The 26,288-nt window shown below is 69.6% G+C and carries 22 protein-coding genes; 15 read left to right on the plus strand and 7 right to left on the minus strand.

Translation table 11 applies throughout. The annotated features are described in order from the left end of the window. Window positions 1–13: 13 nt before the first annotated feature. The 6 genes from kdpF (at window position 14) to O7605_RS21205 (ending at window position 8,178) form a co-directional block, all read left to right on the plus strand. The gene (kdpF, locus tag O7605_RS21180) at window positions 14–103 is read left to right on the plus strand and encodes a K(+)-transporting ATPase subunit F (RefSeq protein ID WP_091080931.1); all 90 of its coding nucleotides are present in this window, start codon (window positions 14–16) and stop codon (window positions 101–103) included. Beyond that, window positions 103–1,758 (plus strand): potassium-transporting ATPase subunit KdpA, encoded by a 1,656-nt coding sequence (gene kdpA / locus O7605_RS21185; RefSeq protein WP_269740774.1) that lies wholly within the window; start codon window positions 103–105, stop codon window positions 1,756–1,758. The genes kdpF and kdpA overlap by 1 nt, the downstream gene beginning before the upstream one ends. A gap of 20 nt (window positions 1,759–1,778) precedes the next feature. Continuing rightward, window positions 1,779–3,989: a potassium-transporting ATPase subunit KdpB gene (kdpB, locus tag O7605_RS21190; protein ID WP_269740775.1), complete on the plus strand. Its 2,211-nt coding sequence runs from the start codon at window positions 1,779–1,781 to the stop codon at window positions 3,987–3,989. Then, window positions 3,989–4,870 (plus strand): potassium-transporting ATPase subunit C, encoded by an 882-nt coding sequence (locus O7605_RS21195; protein ID WP_269740776.1) that lies wholly within the window; start codon window positions 3,989–3,991, stop codon window positions 4,868–4,870. The genes kdpB and O7605_RS21195 overlap by 1 nt, the downstream gene beginning before the upstream one ends. A 78-nt stretch (window positions 4,871–4,948) precedes the next feature. Then, window positions 4,949–7,498, plus strand: a complete 2,550-nt coding sequence (locus tag O7605_RS21200) for a sensor histidine kinase (RefSeq protein WP_269740777.1) — start codon at window positions 4,949–4,951, stop codon at window positions 7,496–7,498. Beyond that, the gene (locus tag O7605_RS21205) at window positions 7,495–8,178 is read left to right on the plus strand and encodes a response regulator (protein WP_269740778.1); all 684 of its coding nucleotides are present in this window, start codon (window positions 7,495–7,497) and stop codon (window positions 8,176–8,178) included. Before O7605_RS21200 ends, O7605_RS21205 begins: the two co-directional genes overlap by 4 nt. A gap of 91 nt (window positions 8,179–8,269) precedes the next feature. Here O7605_RS21205 and O7605_RS21210 read toward each other — a convergent pair whose 3' ends face one another. Beyond that, window positions 8,270–9,283: a sporulation protein gene (locus O7605_RS21210; RefSeq protein WP_269742713.1), complete on the minus strand. Its 1,014-nt coding sequence runs from the start codon at window positions 9,281–9,283 to the stop codon at window positions 8,270–8,272. A gap of 238 nt (window positions 9,284–9,521) precedes the next feature. Continuing rightward, a complete protein-coding gene (locus tag O7605_RS21215; RefSeq protein ID WP_269740779.1) occupies window positions 9,522–10,841 on the minus strand; it encodes a hemolysin family protein in 1,320 nt (439 codons plus the stop codon). Between the two features lie 247 nt (window positions 10,842–11,088). Here O7605_RS21215 and O7605_RS21220 point away from each other — a divergent pair, with 247 nt between their 5' ends. The 4 genes from O7605_RS21220 to O7605_RS21235 all read left to right on the plus strand — a co-directional run bounded on the left by O7605_RS21220 (window position 11,089) and on the right by O7605_RS21235 (window position 14,923). After that, a complete protein-coding gene (locus O7605_RS21220; RefSeq protein ID WP_269740780.1) occupies window positions 11,089–12,462 on the plus strand; it encodes a hemolysin family protein in 1,374 nt (457 codons plus the stop codon). Beyond that, window positions 12,459–13,520, plus strand: coding sequence for a hemolysin family protein (locus O7605_RS21225; RefSeq protein WP_269740781.1), 1,062 nt, complete (start codon window positions 12,459–12,461; stop codon window positions 13,518–13,520). Before O7605_RS21220 ends, O7605_RS21225 begins: the two co-directional genes overlap by 4 nt. Before the next feature lie 247 nt (window positions 13,521–13,767). Next, window positions 13,768–14,439: a lytic polysaccharide monooxygenase auxiliary activity family 9 protein gene (locus tag O7605_RS21230; protein WP_269740782.1), complete on the plus strand. Its 672-nt coding sequence runs from the start codon at window positions 13,768–13,770 to the stop codon at window positions 14,437–14,439. Between the two features lie 151 nt (window positions 14,440–14,590). Then, window positions 14,591–14,923 carry a hypothetical protein gene (locus O7605_RS21235; RefSeq protein WP_269740783.1) on the plus strand — a complete coding sequence of 111 codons (333 nt, stop codon included), beginning with the start codon at window positions 14,591–14,593 and terminating at the stop codon, window positions 14,921–14,923. A gap of 32 nt (window positions 14,924–14,955) precedes the next feature. Here the strand turns inward: O7605_RS21235 and O7605_RS21240 are convergent, their stop codons facing one another. Both O7605_RS21240 and O7605_RS21245 read right to left on the minus strand, forming a co-directional pair. Further along, the gene (locus tag O7605_RS21240; protein ID WP_269740784.1) at window positions 14,956–15,471 is read right to left on the minus strand and encodes a DUF421 domain-containing protein; all 516 of its coding nucleotides are present in this window, start codon (window positions 15,469–15,471) and stop codon (window positions 14,956–14,958) included. 50 nt (window positions 15,472–15,521) lie between these two features. After that, a complete protein-coding gene (locus tag O7605_RS21245; RefSeq protein WP_269740785.1) occupies window positions 15,522–15,797 on the minus strand; it encodes a BON domain-containing protein in 276 nt (91 codons plus the stop codon). A 287-nt stretch (window positions 15,798–16,084) separates the two neighbouring features. On the opposite strand from O7605_RS21245, the gene O7605_RS21250 reads away from it, so the two are divergent. Together O7605_RS21250 and O7605_RS21255 are read left to right on the plus strand one after the other, a co-directional pair. Further along, window positions 16,085–16,756 carry a hypothetical protein gene (locus tag O7605_RS21250; protein ID WP_269740786.1) on the plus strand — a complete coding sequence of 224 codons (672 nt, stop codon included), beginning with the start codon at window positions 16,085–16,087 and terminating at the stop codon, window positions 16,754–16,756. Next, complete coding sequence (locus tag O7605_RS21255) at window positions 16,753–17,943, plus strand: DUF2254 domain-containing protein (RefSeq protein ID WP_269740787.1); 1,191 nt, start codon at window positions 16,753–16,755, stop codon at window positions 17,941–17,943. Before O7605_RS21250 ends, O7605_RS21255 begins: the two co-directional genes overlap by 4 nt. Window positions 17,944–17,994: 51 nt before the next feature. Here the strand turns inward: O7605_RS21255 and O7605_RS21260 are convergent, their stop codons facing one another. After that, the gene (locus O7605_RS21260; RefSeq protein WP_269740788.1) at window positions 17,995–18,864 is read right to left on the minus strand and encodes an NAD(P)H-binding protein; all 870 of its coding nucleotides are present in this window, start codon (window positions 18,862–18,864) and stop codon (window positions 17,995–17,997) included. Window positions 18,865–18,948: 84 nt separating this feature from the next. On the opposite strand from O7605_RS21260, the gene O7605_RS21265 reads away from it, so the two are divergent. The 3 genes from O7605_RS21265 (at window position 18,949) to O7605_RS21275 (ending at window position 22,734) form a co-directional block, all read left to right on the plus strand. Then, window positions 18,949–19,365, plus strand: coding sequence for a MarR family winged helix-turn-helix transcriptional regulator (locus O7605_RS21265; protein ID WP_269740789.1), 417 nt, complete (start codon window positions 18,949–18,951; stop codon window positions 19,363–19,365). Between the two features lie 465 nt (window positions 19,366–19,830). Next, complete coding sequence (locus O7605_RS21270; protein WP_269740790.1) at window positions 19,831–21,360, plus strand: non-reducing end alpha-L-arabinofuranosidase family hydrolase; 1,530 nt, start codon at window positions 19,831–19,833, stop codon at window positions 21,358–21,360. A gap of 228 nt (window positions 21,361–21,588) precedes the next feature. Next, window positions 21,589–22,734 carry a carboxylate-amine ligase gene (locus tag O7605_RS21275; protein WP_269740791.1) on the plus strand — a complete coding sequence of 382 codons (1,146 nt, stop codon included), beginning with the start codon at window positions 21,589–21,591 and terminating at the stop codon, window positions 22,732–22,734. Window positions 22,735–22,751: 17 nt separating this feature from the next. Here the strand turns inward: O7605_RS21275 and O7605_RS21280 are convergent, their stop codons facing one another. Both O7605_RS21280 and O7605_RS21285 read right to left on the minus strand, forming a co-directional pair. Beyond that, a complete protein-coding gene (locus tag O7605_RS21280) occupies window positions 22,752–24,536 on the minus strand; it encodes an N-acetylglutaminylglutamine amidotransferase (protein WP_269740792.1) in 1,785 nt (594 codons plus the stop codon). Window positions 24,537–24,607: 71 nt separating this feature from the next. Further along, window positions 24,608–26,275 (minus strand): right-handed parallel beta-helix repeat-containing protein, encoded by a 1,668-nt coding sequence (locus O7605_RS21285; RefSeq protein ID WP_443083957.1) that lies wholly within the window; start codon window positions 26,273–26,275, stop codon window positions 24,608–24,610. Window positions 26,276–26,288: the final 13 nt, after the last annotated feature.

A 26,288-nucleotide genomic window follows, 5' to 3' on the forward strand; every position in this document is an offset into this window, starting at 1 on the left:
GCGTGGAGAAGCTGTGAGCGCCGTCAACGCCATCGGTCTGGTGCTGGCGATCGGCCTGGCCGTGTTCCTGGTGGTCGCCCTGCTGTTTCCGGAGCGGTTCTGATGACCGTGACGACAGCCGGTGTGCTGTTCATCCTCTCGCTCGTGGTGGCGTTGGTCGCCGTCCACCGCCCGTTCGGTGACTACCTGTACCGGGTGGTCTCCGGGGCCAGGCAGTCGCGTGTGGAACGGGGCGTCTACCGCCTGGTCGGGGTCGACCCGGCCGCCGAGCAGACCTGGGGCGTGTACGCCCGCAGCGTGCTGGCCTTCTCGGCCGTGTCGATCCTGTTCCTGTACGGGTTCATGCGGTTGCAGAACCACCTGTGGCTGTCGCTGGGCTTCGACCCGGTGATGACACATGGCGCGTGGAACACCGCGGTGTCGTTCGTGACGAACACGAACTGGCAGTGGTACTCGGGTGAGTCGACCATGGGTCACCTGGTGCAGATGGCCGGCCTGGCGGTGCAGAACTTCGTCTCCGCCGCCGTCGGCATCGCGGTCGCCGTCGCGCTGGTCCGGGGCTTCGCCCGCAGCCGGACCGGCGAACTGGGCAACTTCTGGGTCGACCTGACCCGGATCACCTTGCGGATCCTGCTACCGATCTCGGTCCTCGGCGCCCTTGCCCTGATGATCGGCGGTGCGGTGCAGAATCTGTCCGCCGGCACCGAGATCACCACCCTGACCGGGGGCAACCAGACCATCACCGGTGGCCCGGTGGCCAGCCAGGAGGTCATCAAGGAGCTGGGCACCAACGGCGGCGGCTTCTACAACGTCAACAGTGCCCACCCGTTCGAGAACCCGACCACCTGGACGAACTGGCTGGAGATCTTCCTGCTCCTGCTGATCCCGTTCAGCCTGCCCCGGGTCTTCGGCCGGATGGTGGGTCAGGTGCGGCAGGGCTACGCGATCGTCGCGGTGATGGCCGTCCTGGCGATCGCGAGCATCACCCTGACCAACGTCTTCGAGCTGACCGGCGACGGCACGGTGCCGCAGGCGGTCGGGGCGGCCCTCGAAGGTAAGGAGGTCCGGTTCGACGTGTCGAACTCGGCGACCTTCGCGGCCGCCACCACGCTCACCTCCACCGGTGCGGTGAACTCGTTCCACGACTCGTACACCGCCCTGGGCGGCATGATGCCGCTGGTCAACATGATGCTCGGCGAGGTCGCCCCCGGCGGTGTCGGTGCCGGCCTGTACGGCCTGCTGATCCTGGCGGTGATCACCGTGTTCGTCGCCGGCCTGATGGTCGGCCGGACGCCGGAGTACGTCGGGAAGAAGATCGGTGCGCGGGAGATCAAGCTCGCGTCGCTGTACTTTCTGATCACCCCTGCTCTGGTGCTGATCGGCGCGGCGGCGGCGTTCGCCACCGGCAACAACTCGACCGCGCTCAACGTCGGGCCGCACGGGCTGTCCGAGGTGCTCTACGCGTTCACCTCGGCGAGCAACAACAACGGCTCCGCGTTCGCCGGCATCACCGTGAGCACGCCGTGGTGGAACACCGCGCTGGGGCTGTGCATGCTGCTCGGCCGGTTCCTGCCGATCATCCTCGTGCTCGCCCTGGCCGGTTCCCTCGCACGCCAGCAACCCACCCCCGCCTCCGAGGGCACCCTGCCCACCCACCGGCCGCTGTTCGTCGGGATGGTCGTCGGCGTCACGGTGATCCTCGTCGCGTTGACCTTCCTGCCCGCCCTCGCGCTCGGCCCCCTGGCTGAAGGGCTGTGACCATCATGAAAGAGAAGGACATGACCACCTCCACGCCGGCACCGCACGGCACCGCCGACGCGGCGACCGCCGGCACACCGGCCGTCCAGGGCAACCGGGCCGGCGGCGGCCTGCTCGACCCGAAGCAGCTGCTCACGTCGTTGCCGGACGCGCTGCGCAAGCTCGACCCGCGCACCCTCTGGCGCAACCCGGTCATGCTGATCGTCGAGATCGGAGCGCTCTTCACCACCGTCCTCGCGGTGGCGGACCCGTCGGTGTTCGCGGTGGCGATCACCGTCTGGCTGTGGCTCACGGTCGTCTTCGCGAACCTGGCCGAAGCCGTGGCCGAGGGCCGGGGCAAGGCACAGGCCGCCGCCCTGCGCCGGGCGAAGACGGACACCGTCGCCACCCGCGCCCTGGGCTGGACCGCGGGCGCCGCTCCCGGCGCCTACCGCACCGAGTCGGTGCCCGCCCCACAGTTGAAGCAGGGCGATGTGGTCGTCGTCGAGGCCGGCGAGATCATCCCCGGCGACGGGGACGTGGTGGAGGGCATCGCCAGCGTCGACGAGTCGGCGATCACCGGCGAGTCGGCGCCGGTGATCCGGGAGTCCGGTGGTGACCGGAGCGCGGTCACCGGCGGCACGAAGGTGCTCTCCGATCGGATCGTCGTGATGATCACGCAGAAGCCGGGCGAGAGCTTCATCGACCGGATGATCAACCTGGTCGAGGGGGCCAACCGGCAGAAGACCCCGAACGAGATCGCGCTGAACATCCTGCTCGCCGCGCTGACGATCGTCTTCCTGCTGGCCGTCGTCACTCTTCAGCCGCTGGCCATCTTCTCGAAGGACTACCAGGGCGCGGCACCAGACACCCAGGCGATCACCGACGCCGGCGTCAGCGGGATCGTGCTGGTGTCACTGCTGGTCTGCCTCATCCCGACCACCATCGGGGCGCTGCTGTCCGCGATCGGCATCGCCGGCATGGACCGCCTGGTGCAGCGCAACGTCCTGGCGATGAGCGGCCGGGCCGTAGAGGCCGCCGGCGACGTGAACACGCTGCTGCTGGACAAGACCGGCACCATCACCCTGGGCAACCGGCAGGCCGCCGAGTTCGTTGCGGTCGACGGGGTCGACGTGACCACGGTGGCCGACGCGGCGCAGTTGTCCAGCCTCGCCGACGAGACCCCCGAGGGCCGGTCGATCGTGGTGCTCGCCAAGAACGAGTTCGGGTTGCGCGAACGCGAGGCCGGCCTGATCCCGCACGCGACCTTCGTGCCGTTCACCGCGCAGACCAGGATGAGCGGTGTCGACCTGACCCCGGACGGCACCGTCGACGCCGGCGCCGCCGGAGCGACGCGCCGGATCCGCAAGGGTGCGGCCACCGCGGTTATGAAGTGGGTACGGGAGAACGGCGGTCACCCGACCGAGCAGGTCGGGCAGCTCGTGGACGAGATCAGCGGCCTCGGCGGCACCCCGCTTGTCGTCGCCGAGCACGCCGATGGCGAGCCGGCCCGCGCGCTGGGTGTCATCCACCTCAAGGACGTGGTGAAGGCCGGCATGCGGGAGCGGTTCGACGAGATGCGCGCGATGGGCATCCGGACCGTGATGATCACCGGCGACAACCCGCGTACCGCCAAGGCCATCGCCGACGAGGCAGGGGTCGACGACTTCCTCGCCGAGGCCACCCCGGAGGACAAGCTCGCCCTGATCCGCAAGGAGCAGGAGGGCGGCCGCCTCGTCGCGATGACCGGCGACGGCACCAACGACGCCCCGGCGCTCGCCCAGGCCGACGTCGGCGTCGCCATGAACACCGGCACGTCGGCCGCCAAGGAGGCCGGCAACATGGTCGACCTCGACTCCGACCCGACCAAGCTGATCGAGATCGTGGAGATCGGCAAACAGTTGCTGATCACCCGGGGTGCGCTGACCACGTTCAGCATCTCCAACGACATCGCGAAGTACTTCGCGATCATCCCGGCCATGTTCGCCGGCATCTACCCCAGCCTGGATGCCCTCAACATCATGCGACTCGCCAGCCCGGAGTCGGCGATCCTCGCGGCGGTCATCTTCAACGCGATCATCATCGTCGCGTTGATCCCACTCGCGTTGCGGGGGGTGCGTTACCGGCCCGCCGCCGCGTCGAAGCTGCTCAGCCGCAACCTGCTGGTCTACGGCCTCGGCGGCATCGTGGTGCCGTTCGTCGGCATCAAACTCATCGACCTGCTTCTCCAGCTCATCCCAGGGATCTCGTGATGCGCCTACCCAACTGGCTCGCCCGGCACCTCGCGGCGCTACGCGCGCTGCTCGTCTTCACCGTGCTGCTCGGCCTCGCCTACCCACTCGCGCTGGTGGCCGCGGGTCGGATTCCCGGCCTCGCGGAAAAGGCGGACGGATCACCGCTGACCGTCGACGGGCGGACCGTCGGCAGTTCGCTGATCGGCCAGTCCTTCACCGACGCGGACGGCAACCCGGTCCCGCGTTACTTCCAGTCCCGCCCCTCCGCCGCCGGGGACGGCTACGACCCGACCGCCACCGCCGCCAGCAACCTGGGCCCGGAAAGCGTGGTCGACACCATCGCCATCGACCCGGAGGAGTCGACGCCGAGCCTGCTCACCCAGGTCTGCGCGCGTAGCAGGGCCGTCGGCGAACTCGACGGCGTGGACGGCCGCCGACCGTACTGCACCGCGGACGGGGTCGGCGCGGTGCTCGCGGTGTTCCGCGCCGACGGCCTGACCGGGGCGGTGACCCGGGTGGTGAGTGTCAACCAGGTCGCACCGGCCACGCCGTTCGTCACCAGCTACGAGGGTGTACCGGTGGAACTGGCCCGGCCCGGCGAGGACTATGTCGCCGCCGGCGGCCTGGTCACCCCGATCCGGGGTGACGCACCGGCCGACCCCGCGGTACCCGCCGACGCCGTCACCGCCAGCGGCAGTGGACTCGACCCGCACATCTCCCCGGCGTACGCCGAGCTACAGGTGAACCGGGTCGCACGGGAGCGCGACGCGGACCCCACGGCGGTCCGTCGTCTGGTCGAGGAGCACACCGCCGGTCGGTCGCTCGGCTTCATGGGTGAGCCCGGGGTCAACGTGCTGGAACTCAACCTGGCGCTCGACCGGGAGTTTCCCGCCGGCTGAGAGGTTCGGAAGGGCCCCTTGCGGTACACATGGCGATGACAAGGGGCCCTTTCCGTCGTCGAGAAGGGGAGGGGTGCGATGGCGCGCGGGGAGCTGCGCATCTATCTCGGCGCCGCACCCGGCGTCGGGAAGACGTACGCGATGCTGGAGGAGGCGCACCGGCGGGCCGAGCGCGGCACCGACGTGGTGATCGGGTTCGTCGAGACCCACGGTCGTGCGCACACCGCCGCGATGATCGGCGACCTGGAGCAGGTGCCCCGCCGCACGATGACCTACCGGGGCGTCGAGTTCACCGAGATGGCTCTCGACGCGGTGCTCGCCCGGCGACCCGAGGTGGCCGTCGTCGACGAGCTGGCCCACACCAACGTGCCCGGCTCCCGCAACGACAAGCGCTGGCAGGACATCCAGGAGCTGCTGGACGCCGGGATCACCGTGCTCACCACGGTCAACGTCCAACACCTGGAGTCGCTCAACGACGTCGTCGCCCAGATCACCGGCACCACCCAGCGGGAAACCGTGCCCGACGCCGTCGTCCGCGCCGCCGAACAGGTCGAACTCGTCGACATGACTCCCGAGGCGCTACGCCGACGGATGGCCCACGGCAACATCTACCGCCCCGACAAGATCGACGCAGCGCTCGGCAACTACTTCCGGGTCGGCAACCTCACCGCCCTGCGCGAACTGGCGCTGCTCTGGCTCGCCGACAAGGTCGACGAGCAACTCGACGCGTACCGCGCCCAGCAGGGCATCTCCGCCACCTGGGAGGCCCGCGAACGGGTTGTCGTCGCACTGACCGGCGGGCCGGAGGGGGAGACGCTGATCCGCCGCGCGGCCCGCGTCGCCGCCCGCAGCAAGGGCGCCGACCTGCTCGCCGTGCACATCGCCCGCAGTGATGGGCTCGTCGGCGCCGACCCCGCGCAACTGGCGCGGCAACGGGTCCTGGTGGAGAGCCTCGGCGGCACGTACCACCAGGTCCTCGGCACCGACATCCCCGCCGCGCTGTTGGACTTCGCCCAGGGCGTCAACGCCACCCAACTGGTGCTCGGTGCCAGTCGACGCGGGCGCTTCGCGCAACTGTTCTCCCGGGGCGTCGGGGTCACCACCACGGCACTGTCCGGTCCCATCGACGTACACCTGGTCACCCACGCCGAGGCTGGTCGCGGTCGGCGCGGTCCGGCGGTGCCCGCCGCGCTGTCCCGGCGGCGCCGGCGGTACGGGTTCGCGCTCACCGTCGTGGGTATGCCCGCCCTGACCGCGCTGCTCAAGGCGTTGCCCGACCTCACCCTGACCAACGACATTCTGATCTTCCTCGCCGCCGTCGTCGGCGTCGCGCTCGTCGGCGGGCTCTGGCCGGCGCTGCTCGCGGCCCTCGGCGGATCTCTGTTGCTGAACTGGTTCTTCACCCCGCCCTATTACACGCTGACCATCGCCGAGGCGGACAATCTCCTCGCCCTGGGCGTTTTCGTCGGCGTCGCCGTGGCGGTGAGCTGGGTGGTCGACGTGGCGGCCCGGCGGACTCGGGAGGCGGCTCGGGCCTCCGCCGACGCGCAGACCCTGGCCACCGTCGCCGGCAGCGTCCTGCGCGGGCAGCGGCCCCTGCCGGCGTTGCTGGAGCGGCTCCGGGAGACCTTCGCGCTGCGCGCGGTCAGCGTGCTGGAACAGACCGGCGAGGCGACCGGCCGGCCCGACCGGGACCGGGAGACGCAGGCCTGGCGGGTCGTGGCCAGCGTCGGCGAGTCGCCGGCCGGCACCCCGAGTGCCGGTGAGACGGCTGTACCCGTCGACGACCGGTTGACCGTCGTGCTCTGCGGCCGACGGCTGGAGGCCGCCGATCGGCGCATCGTCGAGGCGTTCGCCGCGCAGGCCGCCGTCGCGCTCCGGCAGGAGCGCCTCGCCGAGGAGGCCGCCGCCGCCCGGCCGCTGGCCGAGGCCGACCGGATGCGCACCGCACTGCTCGCCGCCGTCAGCCACGACCTACGTACCCCGCTGGCCTCGGCGAAGGCCGCCGTGTCCAGCCTGCGCAGCCCGGACGTGGAGTTCGACCCCGAGGACCGGGACGAGCTGCTGGTGACTGCGGACGAGTCCCTCGACCGGCTCGGCCGGCTGGTGGCCAACCTGCTCGACATGAGCCGCCTGCAGGCCGGAGCACTCGGCATCACCGTCGCATCGATCGGTCTGGAGGACGTCGTGCCCCGCGCCCTGGACGAACTCGGCCCAGAGGCCGCCGACGTCAGCACCGACATTCCGACCGATCTCCCCGCGGTCACCGCCGACCCGGGTCTGCTGGAGCGGGTGCTGGTCAACCTCGTCGCGAACGCCCTGCGGCACAGCCCACCCGGACAGCCACCCACCATCACCGCAAGCGCCCACTCCGGCCGGGTCGAACTCCGCGTCATCGACACCGGCCCCGGCATCCCCGAGGACCAGTGGGACCACGTGTTCCTGCCGTTCCAACGCCTTGGCGACCGGGACACCACCACGGGCGTCGGCCTCGGCCTGGCCCTGTCCCGCGGGCTCGCCGAGGCGATGGGCGGCAGCATCAACCCCGAGACCACGCCTGGAGGAGGACTCACCATGGTGTTGCGACTACCCGCCGCGACCGCGGCCACGGAGGGTGCGCCGGAATGACCCGGATCCTCGTCGTCGACGACGAACCCCAGATCCTGCGCGCCCTGCGCATCAACCTGCGCGCACGGGGCTACGACGTCGACGTCGCCGGCACCGGAACCGCCGCGCTGAAGGCCGCCGGTAGCCACCCACCCGATCTCGTCGTGCTCGATCTCGGCCTACCCGACCTCGACGGCGTCGACGTCATCCGTGGGCTCCGTGGCTGGACCGCCGTACCCATCATCGTGCTGTCCGGCCGCGCCGGCAGCGACGACAAGGTCACCGCCCTCGACGCGGGTGCCGACGACTACGTCACCAAGCCCTTCGGTGTCGACGAACTCCTGGCCCGCATCCGGGCCGCCACCCGCCGGCACACCACCGGAGCGGACGCGGCCAGCCGCACCGCGCGGCTCGGCCGGCACACCGTCGACCTCGCCACCCGCACCGTCGTCCGCGACGACGGCACCGACGTCAAACTGACCCCCACCCAGTGGGCGGTGCTCGAAACGCTGCTCCGCAACCCGGGCAAGCTGATCAGCCAGCGCCAACTGCTCCACGAGGTGTGGGGACCGGGATACGAGACCGAGACCGGCTACCTGCGCCAGTACCTGGCCCAGCTACGCCGCAAGCTCGAATCCGACCCCGCCCGACCCCGGCACCTCATCACCGAACCCGGCATGGGCTACCGCTACCAGCCATGAGTCGGACAGCGGCCGCCAGGACAGCCGTCCGAGACGGTGATGTCGGCAGGCGGGCCACCGACACCACACGTAGTGCGGGCACCTCAGGTGCTCAGCCCTCCTCGTCCCCGCTCTCGTCATCGCCGAAGGCGTCGAAGACCTCGTCGGCGACCATGCCGCCGGCGAAACCCAGTGCCGCCCCGCCGACCACTCCGGCGGCGACGGCACCCATTCCCGGGCCGCCGTGCCGCTCCTGGTGGTGCTCCTGCTGGTAGTGCCCTCCGGGATGGCCATATGCGGCGTGTCCGTAGCCGGGCTGACCGTAGCCCTGGACGGGCGGGGTGTAGCCGTGACCGGCGTGCAGGTTCTGGTAGCCGTCTAGGGCCTGCCGGATCCACGTGTCGACCTGGGTGGCCCAGTCGAGGTTATCGGCGTCGGCGTGCGCGGCGTGGTAGCGGCCGAAGCTGTCATGGCCACCAGCGAACAGACCGCCGCGTTTGTCGAACTCCAGCACGATGTCCACGCCGTGCTCGTTGGCGATGAAGGTCAGCTCAACCTCGTTGACGCCGTGGGCGTACTGCGGCGCGCTGTAGTACTCGATCTCCTGGTAGAACGGCAGCGTCTGGTGTACCCCGGCGATGTGGCCGCGCTCGAGATCGGCCGCCTTGAACTGGAAGCCGAGCCGGCCGAAGGCGTCGAGGACGCGCTCCTGCACCGGCAGCGGGTGGACGTACACCGGGTCGAGGTCGCCCTTGTCCACCGCACCGCGGACGGCCACCTCGGTGCGTAGACCCATGGTCATCCCGTGCAGGTGCTGCCCGTACAGGTCGGTCACCGGGGTCTCCCACGGCATCATCAGCTGGAACGGCAGCGACAACTGCTGGCCCTCCCGCAGGACCAGGCTACTGGCGACGCCGACACGGTGGAACTCGACGAGGGCGTCACCCTCTTCCGCTCCGTCTTGTTCCACCCGAGTGACCAGGCCGACCGTGATGTGGTCGATCTCCACATCGTGGCTGCCGCCGGTCAGGTTGACCTGCCCGCCCAGCACCAGACCTGGGCGGGTATTCGGACTGGACAGGACCGTGTCGACACTCGGGCCGCCCACCCCGAACGCGCCAAGCATCTTCTTGAACACTACGAACTCTCCCTCAGTGACCGGCGACCGGGCGGCATCTGGCTCGCGTGGAACTTTCCCGCGAAAGCCTTCTGCTGCAACAGGATCAATGACGTCCATAGTGGATGTCGTTGCGGCGGGAACCTACCAACGCAACCTGAGAGATAGCTGAGTGTGTCCCCTCGACTACTGAGGGGTGTTCATGGTTTTCGACATCTTCCGGCAACCCGAAGATGTCAATTTCCGGTCAGGCGGCCTCGTGCGCGCCGATACCTGGCGGCGCGCTGCGCAGCCGCACCCGGGCGATGGCTCGGCCGGACACCTCGGTCACCTCCGCCGTCAGGCCTGGCAACTCGACCACCTCGCCCGGTGCCTTCGGGATGTGGCCGAGATGGGCCAGCACCAGGCCGGCCACGGTGGTGTAGTCGCCCGCCTCGAGCAGATCGTCGGGAAGGTCGACGCCCACGTCCGGCAGGTCGTGCAGCGGGAAGCCGCCGGGCATCAGCAGTGCGCCGTCAGGCTCTCGAATCACCGACTGGACGTCCCTGTCGGTCTCGTCGTAGATCTCCCCGACGATCTCCTCGACCAGGTCCTCCATCGTGACGATCCCGTCGATCGCACCGCGCTCGTCGACCACGAGAGCGAACTGCTGCCGCTGCTGACGCATCTCCCGGATCGCCTCGGTGACCTTCAACGTCTCCGGCAGGTACAACGGCGGGCTGACGTATGCGGCAACCGGCCCCTCCTGGTCGAGCAGGTCCCGCATGTGCACCAGGCCGACCGTGTCGTCCAGACCGCCCCGCCCCACCACGGGGGCGCGGGTCTGCCCCGACGCGCCCAACTCCCGCAGTGCCTGCGGTGCGGACAGTGAATCGCTGAGGGTGACGACATCGCGACGAGGGACCAAGATCTCTCGCAGGACCCGCTCGGCGACCTCGAACGCCCCTGAAATGATCATCCGGTGCTCGGGGGTGAGGTTACGCTGCGCGGCCACCATGTCCCGCAACTCCTCGGTGGTGACCTCCTCCCGCCGCGCCCCCGGATCGCCGCCGGTCATCCGGACGACCGCGTCGCTGGCGGCGCTCAACAGCCACACGGCCGGCCGGGAGACCGTCGACAGCGCGTCCAGCGGGCGGGCGACGAGCAGCGCCCATCCCTCGGCGCGCTGCATCGCGATGCGTTTGGGCGCCAACTCGCCCAGGACCAGGGTGACGAACGTCAGCAGTATGGTCACCACGACGATGGACGCCGGCTCGGCGGCGCCACCGAGGAATCCCAGGGGTTCGACGAGTGGCTGGGCCAGGGACACCGCCGCCGCTGCCGACGCCAGGAAGCCCGCCAGGGTGATACCGATCTGGATCGTGGCCAGAAACCGGTTCGGGTCCCGTGCCAACCTGGCGAGCACCCGTCCCCCTCGGGAGGTTCGCTCAAGGCGCTCCAGTTGGCTCTCCCGTAGCGACACCAGAGCCATCTCGCTGCCCGCAAACACCGCGTTCACCAGTACCAACACCAGCACCAGCGTGACCTGCACGCCATAGCCACCCACGGCCTGTTCGACGCCTCCCATGCCCGGCCCACCCGGAGCATCAACCGTAGCGATGGTGGGAAGGGAACGACGGGGCACCCGACAACCTGGCATACGGACGGATGAGTGCGGACAGCGGCCACCCGCGCTGGGTGGGCGTTCGACGGGTCGCCTTCGGGTGTCGGGCACACAGCAACGACTCAGGATGCCTGCCTACGCTGGCTGGCATGTCCGACGACGGTGAGCCTCCCAGTTCTGCGAAACCCGTGGGCCGAGCGAGGTTCTGCCGGTGACCGAGTGGCTGCTGCTGGCCGTGGCGGTGCTGCTGATCGCGGCGAACGCGGTGTTCGTGGCCGCGGAGTTCGCCTTCGTGACGGTCGACCGGGCGACGGTCGAGCGCGGGGCGGAGGCCGGTGACCGCCGGTCCGCCGGCCTGCTCAAGGGGCTGCGGACGTTGTCCACCCAGCTGTCCGGAGCTCAGTTGGGCATCACCGTCACCAGTCTGGTGGTCGGCTTTCTGGCCGAACCGTCACTGGCCGCGCTGTTGCGTGGCCCGCTCGGAATGACCGGGCTGTCCGACTCGGCGGTCACCGCCCTGTCGGTGACGCTGGCGCTGGCGCTGGCGACCGGCTTCCAGATGGTCTTCGGTGAACTCGTACCGAAGAACTGGGCGATAGCGGAACCGCTGCGCGTCGGCCGCGCCGTGGCGGGAGCACAGCGTGGCTTCACGACCGCCGCCGGTCCGCTGATCCGGTTCCTCAACGGTACGGCGAACCGGATTCTGCGCCTGATGGGCATCGAACCGACCGAGGAGTTGGCCTCGGCTCGCTCTCCGCAGGAACTCGCGTCGCTGGTCACCCGGTCCGGGCATGAGGGCACGCTCGACGCGCGGACGGCGGAACTCGTCGCGCGCTCGATCGATTTTGGCGAGCGTACGGCGGCCGACGTCATGACGCCGCGTAATCGGGTTCAGTTCGTCTCCGCCGACGCGCCCGCAGGGCAGGTGCTCAGCCTCGCCGCCGGCAGCGGTCACGCCCGATTCCCGGTCACCGGTGCCGGCGTGGACGACGTCATCGGCGTAGTGCACTTCAAGCACGTCCTGGCGGTGCCCACCGCACAGCGGACCACCCGTCCGATCCGGGCGATCATGGTGGATCTTCCGGAGGTGCCCGAGACCATGCCGCTCGACCCGCTGCTGGCGGTCCTGCGCGGGCACGGGTTGCAGGTGGCGGTAGTCGTCGACGAGTACGGCGGCACCGCCGGCGTCGTGACCCTGGAAGACCTCGTCGAGGAGATCGTCGGTGAGATCGCGGACGAGCAGGACGCTCCCCACCGCCGCCACCACCGCAGCGCCGACGGTACCTGGACCCTGTCCGGCCTGCTTCGTCCCGACGAGGCGTCCCGGCTGATCGGCCTCGACCTTCCGGAGGCACGGGACTCAGACACCCTCGGCGGGCTGGTGACCGAGCGCCTCGGCCGTTTCCCGCAGGTCGGTGACACCATCACCGTGTCCGTCGCCGACCGGAACCACCCCGACGCCGATGGTCTACCCACCTCTGCCCGGGCGGAACTCGCGGTCATTCGGCTCGACGGCCGCCGGGTCGACCGGCTCGCCCTGCGTCCCTGCGTCGACAACCAGCCCAGCAAGGAAACCTCGTCATGAGTGACGCCACCGCGATCCTGTTGGCCGTCGTGCTGCTGGCCGGCAATGCCTTCTTCGTCGGGGCGGAGTTCGCGCTGATCTCCGCCCGGCGTACGCAGATCGAACCGCGTGCGGCGGCCGGCTCGTCCATCGCCCGTGTCACGCTGCGGGCGATGGAGAACGTCTCCCTGATGATGGCCGGCGCGCAACTCGGCATCACGGTCTGCTCCCTCGGCCTGGGTGCGATCGGCGAACCTGCCGTGGCGCATCTGCTGGAGAAGCCCTTCGCCGCCGTCGGCGTGCCCGAGGCGCTACTGCACCCGATCGCGTTCACCATCGCTCTGGCCGTCGTCGTGTTCCTGCACATGGTGCTCGGCGAGATGGTGCCCAAGAACATCGCCCTCGCGGGTCCGGAGCGCTCCGCGCTGATCCTGGGCCCGGTGCTATACGGCATCGTCACTGTTCTCCGCCCGCTGATCTGGCTGCTCAACCAGATCGCCAACGCGGTTCTACGTCTTCTCCGGGTCACGCCGAGGGACGAAGTCGCCTCCACCTTCACGAACGAGGAGATCGCCGGCTTCATCGCCCAGTCCCGGCAGGAAGGACTTATCGACCAGCACGAGCACGACCTGCTCACCGGAGCGCTGGCCTTCAACGATCAACCCGCCGCCGCCGTGGCGCTTCCGCTGGCCGCACTGGTCACGCTGCCTCAGGACACCCCCGTGGCGGAGCTTGAACGCCAGTGCGCGGCGACCGGATACTCACGTTTTCCGCTCACCGATCCGCAGGGCAGCCTCACCGGATACGTTCACGTCAAGGACATCCTTGGACTGCCAGCGGAACAGCACGAGGAGCCGCTCGACCCGGCACTGATCCGCCCGCTCGTCACCCTGGATGCCGCCCGGCCGCTGCGCGACGCCCTCACCGTCATGCAACAGCGGGGTGCCCATCTCGCCACCATCGTCGACTCGACCGGTGAGCTTCTCGGCCTGGCCGCCCTGGAGGACGTGGTGGAGAAGCTCGTCGGCGAGGTCCGCGATGCGACCCAGCGTGTCCCCGACCATGCCGGGGTCCACTGAGACGCTTCGCCATCGGCGCGCGACTCGCCGCCGAGCCGGTGATCGCGGCAATTTTCGATCTTTTTAATGCGCCTTTCTCCCGGATATTCGAGGTGGAGTGGTGGCGCGTAGATCAAGACGACGGTGGCGAAATCCGAACAACCGATATCAATAGACGATCATTGATATCTTGTCCGATTGGTGTGATACTCGCTGGAAGCGCTCCCAAACCCGTCCCGGTGAGCGTCTCAGAAATGGAGGATGCACCGTGAGTTCACACCATCCCCACCGATCCGGCCGGCGATCCCGGCCGACCGTCCGGGCGCTGGTCCTGGCCCTCGCCGTGGTGGCCGCCCTGCTGCCCTGGACGGGTGCCGCCCAGGCCCACGGCACCGTGATCAACCCGGCGACCCGCGCGTACCAGTGCTGGCAGAACTGGGGCCACCGGCACATGGATCCGGCGATGCAGACGCAGGACCCGATGTGCCACCGGGCGTTCCAGGCCAACCCGGACACCATGTGGAACTGGATGAGCCAGCTGCGGGACGGCCTCGGCGGGCAGTACCAGGCCCGTACGCCCGACGGGCAGCTCTGCAGCAACGCCCTCTCCCGGAACGACGCCCTGAACCAGCCGGGCGCCTGGAAGGCGACGAACGTCAGCCGCAACTTCACGCTGCGGTTCTACGACCAGGCCAGCCACGGCGCTGACTTCTTCCGGGTCTACGTCACCCGGCAGGGTTTCAATCCGAACTCGCAGCGCGTCGGTTGGGGAAACATCGACCAGATCCTGCAGACCGGGCGCTACGCGCCGACGCAGAACATCTCGTTCAACGTCTCGATCCCGTCCGGGCGTAGCGGCCAGCACGTCCTCTTCGTGATCTGGAAGGCGTCACACATGGACCAGACCTACATGTGGTGCAGCGACATCAACGTCACCTGATCCACCCGACCGTCAGGCACAACTCGGCTCCGGCCCGGCACGACCGGGTCGGAGCCGAGGCGTCTCGGCGGTCGTGACCGGGTGCGTCCGGTTCTCCGGTGGCCTGCTCGTACGCCGCAGCATCGGCAGGCGGCGAGGTAGCCTCGGGCGGGTGCGGATCATCGCGTTCCTGGCCGTCTCCGTGGTTGTGCTGGCCGCCGTCCTGCTGGTTTCCGCGGTTCTGACCGGCGGCGCCCGACGCCGACGTCACGCCGCGCAGGCGTCCGCCCGCTGGGCGGTGCGGCACTACGCCATACCCGGGCGTGGGCACACCGTCGTCGGGGTCACCCTGACCGACGCGGACGGGCGGGTGCACGGTGAGCACGTGGTGGCGCGGATCCCGGACGATGCCCAGGACTGGCAGCGCGACTTCGTCGCGGCGCGTCAGGAGGCGGAGGAGCGCGCCTTCCATCTCAACATCGACCGTCCACCGATCGAGGGCTGACAGGGGCGGACCGGCGTTCGTCGGCCTGGCGGCTACCGTCCCTCGTCGCGCACATCGACGAGGGTACTGCCGTCGCCGAGCTGCTCGCGGGTGATGATGCTCAGGCTGCCGTCGGTCTCCAGCACCACGGCGGCAAGGTTGTGCAGGTCGCCCGCGCCCTGGCTGCGAGCGGCCTGCCGGATCTCGCTCTCCGCCACCCGGGTCGACCGCAACGTCTCGGTTCGTAGCCGCCCGTCCCGTAGCAGCATGGTGGGCCGGGCCTTGAGCACCTTCTGCGACGGCGGCCAGCGGACGGCGAGCAGCGCGACCACGTACTGCAACGCCACCAGCAGGATCAGGGCGAGGATTCCCTCCACCAGCGACACGTCCCGCGACAGCAGGATCGTCGCCAGCGTCGAGCCCAGCGCGACCGTGACCACGAAGTCGAAGGCGTTCAGCTTGGACAGCGTCCGCTTGCCGGAAACCCGCAGGACCACCACGAGCGCCGGGTAGACGACCAACGCGATCACGAGCAGGCGTACCAGGTCGGCAGGATTGTTCAGCACCATCGTGGTGATGTACCCCAACCCGGGGCCCGCAAAGAGCCCCGCCGGTCAGGTCACCCGTCCAGGTGCCGGAGCCGGTTGCTGACATCGTGCACTCCCGGCGTGCGCCAGGCGAGAGCATGCGCCTCGGCGCTCAGCCCGGCCGTGCTGACCGTGCCCTCGAGCACCACCACCCGGTTCTGCACCTCGATGCAGATGCGCTCGTGACGCAGTCGCGGATCCTGCTGCATGCGCGTGAGCAACCGACAGGCCAGTCGGGTGTCCGCGGTGGTGGGCTCGGCGTAGAACAGCGGGGGCAGGTCATGGGGAAAGAACCACGGGTGGGTCATGGCTGACTCCTTCAGGGGACGGGGTCTGCTAGGACTGCCCTACCCGGCGGCCACGGCGGACAACACGACGAACCGATGACGGTCTCTGCCCGTGACTGTGACGGTCGGCGTAGTTCGGCGCTCGACGTTTGCGGTCGGTGATCTCGGGTAGCGCACTGCCAGGCGGCCGACCACGGCTCTGCCGCACGACCGCCAGGAGGACATCACCGTGACCCGCCCAACGCTCCCGGAGGACACCAGGAGCGAGCGCGGGTGGACGGGGTACCGGTGAACCGGCCGGCGCGGCGATGAGCCGGCCCACCGACGGTGAGCGGACGCCCGAGGACGCGGTACTGCACGGCGTCGCCCGGCGGCTCGACAAACCGATGGGTGCCCTCGGTGTGCTCTTCGTCCTGGTCGTCCTCGGGCAGGCGCTCGCCGGACATCCCACGCTGTCCACCGCTCTGACCGTCCTGGGCTGGGTGCTGTGGGCGGTGTTCGTGGCCGAATTCGCCCTGCGCGCCTGGCTGGCCCGCCATGACGCCCGCCGGTTCTGGCGACGCAACTGGTGGCAGATCATCTTCCTCGCCGTGCCGTTTCTCCGCTTCGCCCGGGCCGCCTCCGCGCTGCGCGCCGCCCGAGCCGGCGGTGTCATCACCGCGGCGGTACGCGGCTCGCGCTCCGCCGGCCGGCTGCTGACCGACCGGATCGCGTGGCTGGCGATCATCACGACGACGGTCGTCCTCAGCGTGGGCCAACTGCTCGTCGTCACCGGTTCCTACCGGTCGTACGGACCGGCGCTGCACGACGTCGCCCTGGCCACCATCACGGGTGAACCACTCGGTGCGGACGATCCGTTCGCCCAGGTCGTCGAACTGGTGCTCGCGATCTACTCGGTGGTCGTGTTCGGCACCCTTGCCGGTGCGTTCGGCGCCTTCTTCCTCAGCGCCGAGCGGGAGCGAAAGGCTACGGCGACATGAGGCGGCCCCGGACCGGCGCCGCCCGGCTCGCCGAGATACGGCAGAGTTTCTGGCTCATTCCGGCACTCTTCGCGGCGAGTGCGGTCGTGCTGGCCATCGGCCTGTCGGTGCTGGAACTGCGGCTGCGGCTGCCGGTGGAGAGCATTCTGCCCAGCGGCCCTCCCGGTGCCCGATCCCTGTTGTCGTCGATCATCACGGCGATGATCTCGTTCACCGCGCTGGTCTTCTCCATCACGGTCGTGGCGCTGCAACTGGCCAGCAGCCAGTACTCCCCACGGGTACTGCGTACGTTCCTGCAGGACCGGGTCATCCAGTCCACGCTCGGGACGTTCGTGGCGACGTTCCTCTTCGCGATGGTGGTACTCGCCGCGCTGCCGGCCCGCGACAGCGACCGGCTGCCCGAACTCTCCCTCGCCGTGTCGATGTCGCTCGTGCTGGCCAGCACCGCGATGTTCATCTACTACCTGCACCACATCACCACCGTGATGCGGGTGTCGCACATCATCGTCGCCATCGGCGCACAGACCCGCCGGACGATCGACCGGCACGTGCCGGAGCACGAGGAGCCGGCCGAGATCATCGGCGAGGTGGTGCAGGTCGTGCCGGCCACGGCGGCGGGACTGGTCACCAGCGTCGACCTCGCCCTGCTCGCCCGGCTGGCGCGGGAACACGACTGCGCGATCACCGTCGTACCGGCGCCGGGAGACTTCGTGGTCGCCGGTGCGCCGTTGCTGCACTGCCACCGGCTGCCCGGCGTCGGGCCGCGTCCACTGCCCGACGAACGCGTCGCCAACTCGGTCACCATCGACGTCGAGCGCACACCGGGCCAGGACGTGGGGTTCGGCCTCCGTCAGCTGGGGGACATCGCCACGCGTGCGCTGTCCCCCGCCTCCAACGACGTCACCACCGCCGTACGCGCCGTCCAGGAGGCACACGACCTGCTCCGTCGGCTCGCGACCCGGCCCGATCCGGTCGGGATCGTACGCGACGACGACGGCACGGTACGGGTCCTGGCGAACCGCCCCACCTACGACACCTACCTGGCGATGATCGTCGACGAGCTGCGCAACACCGCCGACGGAGAACCACGGATCAGCCGGCTGCTCGACGCCGTCGTCGCCGACCTGGACTCCGTCGCGCTCCCTGCCCACCGGCCGGCGATCCGGCGGCGGCTGCCGACGAGCTGACGACCTGGCCCGAGGTTTCCGCAGCACTGCTGCTCGTCGCCCCGGCCAGGGTCAGGTCGCCCGACCGAAGGGCGGCCCGGCCTCGGCCAGGAATGCCGGCAAGGTTCGCGCGGGTCGTCCGGTCACCCGCTCGACGGCCTCGGTGACCTCCGCGAAGCTACCCGCCCGTACGCGCTCGAAGGTCAGCGCGAAGAGTTCCCGTTCGAACCCGGTGGTCCCGTCGACGGCCTCGTCGACGGTCATCTCGTGCAGGGCAACGGGACGTCCTGCCGCGGCGGCGAGCAGCTCCGCGGTGCGCGGCAGTGTGAGTGACTCCGGGCCGGTGAGTTCGTACACCTGGCCGGCGTGCTTCTCGTCCAGCAGCGCCCGCTCGGCCACGGCGGCGATGTCGCGGGCATCGATCCAGGCCAGGCTGGCGCCGCCGCTGGAGAACGGCAGCTTCCCGTCGGCGATCTGATCACGGTAGAACCGCGGGTCGGTGAAAACCTGCATGAACCAGCTGGGCCGCAGGATCGTCCAGGCGTGCCCACTGTCGCGAACCGCCCGCTCGGCGCGCGGTGCCCATCCGTCGGCACCCATGTAGTCGGCGTCCTGCTCGGACAGCAGGACGATCCGGGCCTGAGCGGGCGTCTCATCGAGCAGCGCGCCGATGAGGTCCGGCGCGTCCGCCCGATCCGGTCGGACGAGGTACACGGCGTCGACGCCGTCGGTCGCCGCTTTCCACCCGGAGGGGACGTCCCAGGAGAAGGCGGTCGGTCGCACGCCATCCAGGTCGACCGAGGCCGGGTTGCTGCTGCCGCCGAGCACCTCGACGTCCTCGTCCTTGACAAGCAGCCTGGCCAGCGGTGACCCGGTCTTGCCACGGACTCCGGTAATCAGCACGCGGGGCGTACCGGCCCGCACCGAGCTCGGACTCTTCACGTCGAACCCCCATGTTGTTGAGTCACTAAAGTTCCTTGCTCAACCTAAACGGCATTACCTGAGAGAGTCAACTAATCTGGGGCCGTGACCGAGTTGGCCGACACCCTCACCCGGCAGTTGTGGGACTTCGTCTTCGCGTACGACGCGGCCTACGACCGTGCCGCGCAGGTCGCGGGGCTCAGCGCCGCACAGGCGTGTCTGCTCGAACACCTGCCCGAGGACAGTCGCCCGATGGGAGAGCTCGCTCTGGAGTTGCGGTGCGACGCCTCGAACGTCACCCAGCTCGTCTCTCGACTGGAGGCCCGTGGCCTGGTGGCCCGGGTGCCCGATCCGGACGACCGGCGAATCAAGCGCGTGTTGATCACTTCGGCGGGAGCTGACGTGCGTCGTGCCGTCCGGGGGGCGTTCGAGTTTCCGTCCGAGCGGTTGGCATCGCTCACCGACCAGGAGCAGCGCCAGCTTTCCGGCCTGTTGGCAAAGGTGTTGGGTCCGGCCTCGTAGGACCGTGCCGGCGGGCGGCTCCGGACCGCGACCCGGCCGGAAAGGTCCCGTCCGTGCTGCGGCCGGGTGACTATTGGTAAGCATCGATGTTAGCGTAACCATGACTCTCTGTTGTCGTTGCTCGCCGTGAGTTCCGACTGCCGCCTGGGGCGACGATGTCGCAGGTGGTCAAAGGAGGCGCGTGTAGGTCGCCCTGCGGAGGATGTCCGATATCTCCGTAACGTCGTAGCTCGTGATTCCGGGAACATTACGGCTTGACGAACGGCATGTTATCGCCCACAGTCGATGGGCAAGGACGGCGATGCCTACGGCTTACCGGGCGAGCCTGCTTCGTCGGGCCCATGGGCCAGGCGTGTGCGGGGACACGCGGACATCCATGTTAGCGCTAACAGAAGCGCCGCAGGTGCTGAGCGGTGCGCCCGTCCTCGGGTGAACCGGCCGGCTCTCGGTCATTGAAGGAGGAACATGTCTGCCCTTGGTAGGTCTCCATCTCTCCCGCCGCCCTCGCGGCCACGTAGGTGGTTGTTGCGGGCCGCCGCGGCGGGTGTCACGGCGGTCGTCGCCGGTAGTGCCGCCGCCGTGGCGGTGTCGACACCGGCCGCCGCCGCGACGGTCGACACGAACGCGTGGTACGTGTTGGTCAACCGCAACAGCGGCAAGGCCCTCGACGTGTACAACCTGGCCACGAACGACGGCGCCCGGATCACCCAGTGGTCGCGGAACAACGGCAACCAGCAGCAGTGGCAGTTCGTGGACTCGGGCGGTGGCTACTACCGGCTGAAGTCGCGGCTGTCCAACAAGGTGCTGGACGTCTACAACTGGTCGACCGCCAACGGCGCCGCCATCGTGCAGTGGTCCGACCACAACGGGTCGAACCAGCAGTTCCGGTTGGCCGACTCCGACGGGGGCTACGTCCGGTTGATCAACCGGAACAGCAACAAGGTGATGGAGGTCCAGGGCGCCTCGACCGCCGACGGCGGAAACATCGTCCAGTACGACGACTGGAACGGCGCCAACCAGCAGTGGCAGCTCGTCCGGGTCGACGGTGGCGGGAACCCGACGCCGACGACGCCGCCGCCGTCGGGTACGTGCAATCTGCCGTCGTCGTACCGGTGGTCGTCGACCGGGCCGTTGGCGCAGCCGCGGTCGGGTTGGGTGTCGTTGAAGGACTTCACCCACGCGCCGTACAACGGTCAGCACCTGGTGTACGGGACCACGCATGACAACGGCACGTCGTGGGGTTCGATGAACTTCGGGTTGTTCTCGAACTGGAACCAGATGGGTTCGGCCAGCCAGAACGCGATGCCGTTCTCGGCGGTCGCGCCGTCGTTGTTCTACTTCGCGCCGCGTAACGTCTGGGTGCTGGCCTACCAGTGGGGTGGGCCGGCGTTCTCGTACCGGACGTCGACGAACCCGACGAACGTGAACAGCTGGTCGGCGCACCAGACGTTGTTCACGGGTTCGATCTCGAATTCGGGTACGGGCCCGATCGACCAGGCGCTCATCGGTGACGACCAGAACATGTACCTGTTCTTCGCCGGCGACAACGGCCGCATCTACCGGGCCAGCATGCCGATCGGCAACTTCCCGGGCAGCTTCGGGTCGAACTACACCACGATCATGACCGACACCACGAACAACCTGTTCGAGGCGGTGCAGGTGTACAAGCTGCAGGGCCAGCAGCGGTACCTGATGATCGTCGAGGCGATCGGTTCGCAGGGCCGCTACTTCCGGTCGTTCACCGCGACCAGCCTGGGCGGCAGTTGGACGCCGCAGGCGGCCACCGAGAGCAACCCGTTCGCCGGTAAGGCCAACAGCGGCGCCACCTGGACCAACGACATCAGCCACGGTGAGTTGATCCGGACCAACGCCGACCAGACCATGACCGTCGACCCGTGCAACCTGCAACTGCTCTACCAGGGCCGTGACCCCAGCTCCGGCGGCGACTACGGTCGCCTGCCGTACCGTCCCGGCCTGCTCACCCTGCAACGCTGACCACACCACAGATTCGGCTCCGAGATGCCTGATGTCTCCGAAGGAGGGCACTCGCCGTATCGGATGAGCGGAGGCACACTCCGCGCCCGAATCGGGTAGAGCCGGACCGGGCGGGCTCGGTGCATACCGAGCCCGCCCGGTCGTCGGTGCCCGTTTGCCGGATCCGTGGCCGGGAAGTCCCGCGAGTGCGGCGGCGCTGACCGTCGCCGGCGGGAGGGGATGCCGACGATGACGAACCATCCGTCCACCGCATCACCCCTGAGTGCCGTGGACGTGCCAGCGCGCCTGACGATCGGGGTGGAGGAGGAGTTCCTGCTGCTGGACCCGGACACCGGGGAGAGCCTGCCGGTCGCCGACCGGGTACTGACATCCCTGCTCGGAAGGGCTCGCAAGCAGAGTCGGCAGGAGTTTCGGCACAGCATGGTGGAAATGGTCACCCCGGTCTGTGCCGACCTGACCGACCTCCGGACACACCTGATCACCCTGCGGCGTGCCGCGGCGGAGGCCGCGCGGTCCGCGGGAGCGCGGTTGGTCGCGGTGGGTGCCACTCCGGTACACGAGCCGCACCGGACAGTTCCGGACGAACCCCGCTACCACGCCATGTCCCGCCGTTTCGGCCCGGTCGCGCACGATCCGGCCGTGTGCGGCTGCCATGTGCACGTCGGTCTGCCGGACCGGGAACTGGCGGTGCAGGTCTGCAACCATCTGCGTCCGTGGCTGCCGGTGGTGCAGGCGCTCACCGCCAACTCGCCGCTGCACGACGGCGCGGACACCGGACACGCGAGTTGGCGTTCCATGCAGCTGGAGCGCTGGCCGAGCATCGGTCCCACCCCGTACTTCGCCTCGGTCGCCGACTACGACGCCACGGTGGCGGAACTGGTCGATGCGGGAGTCATGCTCGACGCGGCGATGGTCTACTGGTACGCCCGACCATCGGCCAGCTATCCCACCGTGGAGGTCCGGGTGGGCGACGTCTGCCCGGGGGTGGACGACACGGTGCTGGTCGCGGCCCTGGTGCGAGCGCTGGTCGCCACCATGGTCGACCAGGTACGAGCCGGCGTTCCGGCACCCCACCTGCGTAGCTGTCTGCTCGCGGCGGCCCACTGGCGAGCCGCGCACGACGGGTTGGACGGTCAACTCGTCGACCTGCGTGGTGGCGGTGCCCGTCCGGCGTGGGACCTGGTGGAGGAGCTGTTCAGCACGGTGACGCCCGCGCTGGTCCGGCACGGCGACCTGGCCTACGTGCTGGAACAGTTGGCCCGGCTGCGCCGCGACGGCACCGGCGCGGCCCGGCAGCGGCGGGTCATCGCGCGTACCGGTGGGAACGTGCGGGCGGTCCTCGACCACCTCGCCGCCGAGACCACCGCCGGCTGAACCGGCAGCCGGCACGCTCAGCGGATGTGGTGGGTCTGGAGCCAGAGTTCGAGCAGGCCCAGCTGCCACAGTTTGTTGCTGCCCGCAGCGGCCTGCGCCTGGTCGGGGTCGGTGAGCAGCGCGTCCACGTACGCCGGCCGGAACAGCCCACGCTCGCGCGCTGCCGGCGCCCGCAGCGCCGCCACCACGAGGTCGCGGACCGGGCCGTCGACGTTGCGTAGCGCGGGCACCGGAAAGTAGCCCTTCGGCCGGTCGATCACCTCCGCGGGCAGCACCTCGCGGGCAACCTCCTTGAGCACGCCCTTGCCGCCCTGGGCAACCTTGTGCTGCGGCGGGCAGGCTGCCGCGAGGGCGACCAGATCCTGGTCGAGGAACGGGGTGCGTACCTCCAGTCCCCACGCCATGCTCATGCTGTCCACCCGTTTGACCGGATCGTCGGGAAGCATCAGGTGGGTGTCCAGGCGCAGCACCGCGTCCAGGGCGGTCTCCGCGCCCGGCGCCTCCAGCTCCGCCAACACCAGGTCCCGGCTGGCATCGACGTCGACGGCGTGTGCCGGACCGACCACGCGGATCAACTCGGCGTGGTCCCGGTCGAAGAAGGCGGCGATGAAGGTCCGCGCCGCCTCCGCACGAGGCACCCCGGTCAGCGGCTGGTGATAGCCGTACCCGGCGAACACCTCGTCGGCGCCCTGCCCGGACTGTGCCACCTTCACGTGTGCGGCGACCTGCTCGGAGAGCAGATGGAAGGCGACCACGTCGTGGCTGCCCATCGGCTCGGTCATCGCCTCCACCGTGCGGCGGACGGCCGGCACCAGGTCGTCGTTGGCGAGCTGGATGCGGACGTGGTCGGTGCCGTACGCGCGGGCGACCAGATCGGAGTAGTGGAACTCGTCGCCGGCCTCGCCGTGCCGGCTGTCGAAGCCGATGCTGAAGGTGCGCAGGTGCTGCTGCCCGGCCTCGGCGAGCAGAGCCACGATGAGACTCGAGTCGAGACCGCCGGAGAGCAGCACGCCCACCGGCACGTCGGCGACGAGCCGCCGTCGTACGGCGGTGCGCAGCGCGTCGCCGATCGCGGCCCGCCAGTCCCGGTCGTCCCAGCCGGCGTGGACGGGATCCCGGACGTAGTCGGGTTGCCAGTAGCGGCGATCGCGGCTGCGTCCGTCGGCCTCGACGACCCGCACGGTCGCCGGGGGCAGCTTTCGGACACCGCGCAGGATGGTGCGGGGCGCGGGCACGATCGAGTGCCACGACAGGTAGTGGTGCAGCGCCACCGGATCCACGTCGGTGTTGACCTCGCCCGCCTTGAGCAGCGCCGGCAGCGTCGAGGCGAACCGCAGCCGTCCCGGCGTCTCGGCGAGGTAGAGGGGCTTGATGCCGAGTCGGTCCCGGGCCAGGACGAGCCGACGCCGGACGCGGTCGACCAGGCCCACGGCGAACATGCCGACCAGGTGGTCGACGAACTCCTCACCCCACTGGGCGTACGCCACCAGGATCACCTCGGTGTCGCTGGTGGAGTGGAAGGTGTGTCCGGCAGCGCGTAGCTCCGCACGCAGTTCCGGATAGTTGTAGACGCAACCGTTGAAGACCAGGGCGAGACCGAGATCCTCGCGCACCATGGGCTGGCCGCCCGCGTCGGACAGGTCGATGACGGTCAGCCGACGGTGCCCGAGGGTCACCCAGCCATCGCTCCACAGGCCCTCGCCGTCCGGGCCCCGGGACCGCATCGCCTCGGTCATCCGGGTTACCGCGGCGACGTCGGGCGTGCTGCCGTTGAACCTCGCCTCACCGCTGATGCCGCACATCACGTTCCGCTGTCATGCCCTCTTCCTCACGTCTGTCCGGGTGCCGGAAGATGACACCCGAGGCGAACCTCCTACGACTGGTGGTCCTGGTTACCGGTCCAGCGACCGCCCGTGGTGGCGCCGTCGGTCCGGATGACGGTCTGGTTGCCGTCGAGGTCGTTCTCCACGACCCGGCAGTTGACGCAGTCGGCCCGGTCGGTGACCCAGATCCCGTGGGTCTGGGTGGCCGAGCCGCTGTCCCGGATCAGGTTGCCGCGGATCGTGACCGAGTCGGCGATGGCGTTGACGGTGATGCCGGCCCGGGTGAGGGGCGCGGGGGGCAGCTCGTACGGCGTGCCGGGCGCCGGGGTGTCGGCGCTCCAGCTGCTGGCGTCGTCGGGACGGATGGGAGCGAGGGTGAGGGTGGTGGCGTCGTTGGCGGCCACCACGGCGTACCGGTGGCCGACGCGGAGCACCTTGCCGCGGTGACCGTCGGCCGGCCAGTCCGCGCGCTGGTCGACGAGGGTGTTGCGGGTGTAACGGACGGACTCGCCGCCACCCGAGGCGGCGGGGGCGCACTGACGGCCGTTGTTGCGGATCCGGTTGTTGATGATGACGGCGTCGCGCAGTGGCCGATCGAAGCGGATACCGTCGCGACTGTTGCCCCAGATGTCGTTGCTCTCGATGACGATCTCCTCGGCGGCGGCCCGGCCTCCGTCACCGAGATCCTGGTGGTGATAGCCGTACCGGCCGTTCCCGGTGATCCGGTTACCCCGCACCGTGTAGGGGCCGGAAGTGTTGCCGATGTTCACCCCGTCGCGCAGGTTGCCGTCGATGACGCAGTTGGTGAGCAGGCCGCCCTTGCCGGGGACGCCGGTGGTGCCCTTCGCCGAGACCTGGAAGCCGGCCTCCAGGTTTCCCATCATCATGCATTCGGTGACGATGAGCCCGTCGGCACCCCAGTCGGAGATGCCGAACCGGTTGCTCTCGGCGTGGCAGCCGCTGATCCGGATGCCGCGCGGCTGAGGTCGGTCGGGATACTGCATCTCCAGGAAGATGCCGTTCGTCGCGTTGCCGACCGCGACGCAGTTGGTGATGGCCAGCCGTTCGATCGGGCCCCAGCCGCCGATGCCGATGCCGATTCCTGCCCCGCCCATCTCCAGCCCGTTGTCCATCCGGCCGCATTTCAGCACTCGGACCGCCTCCACCAGGGTGTCCTGGAGGAAGTCGCAGCCAAAGCCGGTGCCGGCCGTGTGGTGGATGAAGAGGTTCCGGAAAAGAGCGCCGCTGACGTACTGCAACCCGAGCCCTTTCGCCAGCGGGTTGTACTGCGCCGACGCCACGCCCTTACCGTCGATCTCGAAGTCGGCGAACGTGCAGTAGGCCAGGGGGCGGTCCGGACCGGCACCGTGCAGTTGAGCGGTGTAGAAGGCGAGCGGCACCGCCTGGGACCGGTTGCCCTCGTTGCTCAGGACGAAGCGGGTGGCACCCGGCCCGGCACCCTTCAGGGACACCCCACTGCGCCAGACGGTGCCGGCGTCCCGGATCGCGTACACCCCGGGTGGGCAGTAGATCACGCGTGCCCGCCCGTCGGCGGCGAATGCGTCACCGAGCCGGTCGACGAGTGCGGCCAGCGCCGGCTGGTCGTTGGTGGTGCCGTCGCCGGACAACCCGTGTTCCCGGGCGTTGCAGAGCAACGGTGCTCCCGCCACGGCGTACGGCCGCACGCCGGACCGAGCGGCTGTCACCTGACCTGACACAGGACATCACCCT

This window comes from Verrucosispora sp. WMMA2121 (assembly GCF_027460185.1).
In the GTDB taxonomy this organism is placed as follows: domain Bacteria; phylum Actinomycetota; class Actinomycetes; order Mycobacteriales; family Micromonosporaceae; genus Micromonospora; species Micromonospora palythoicola.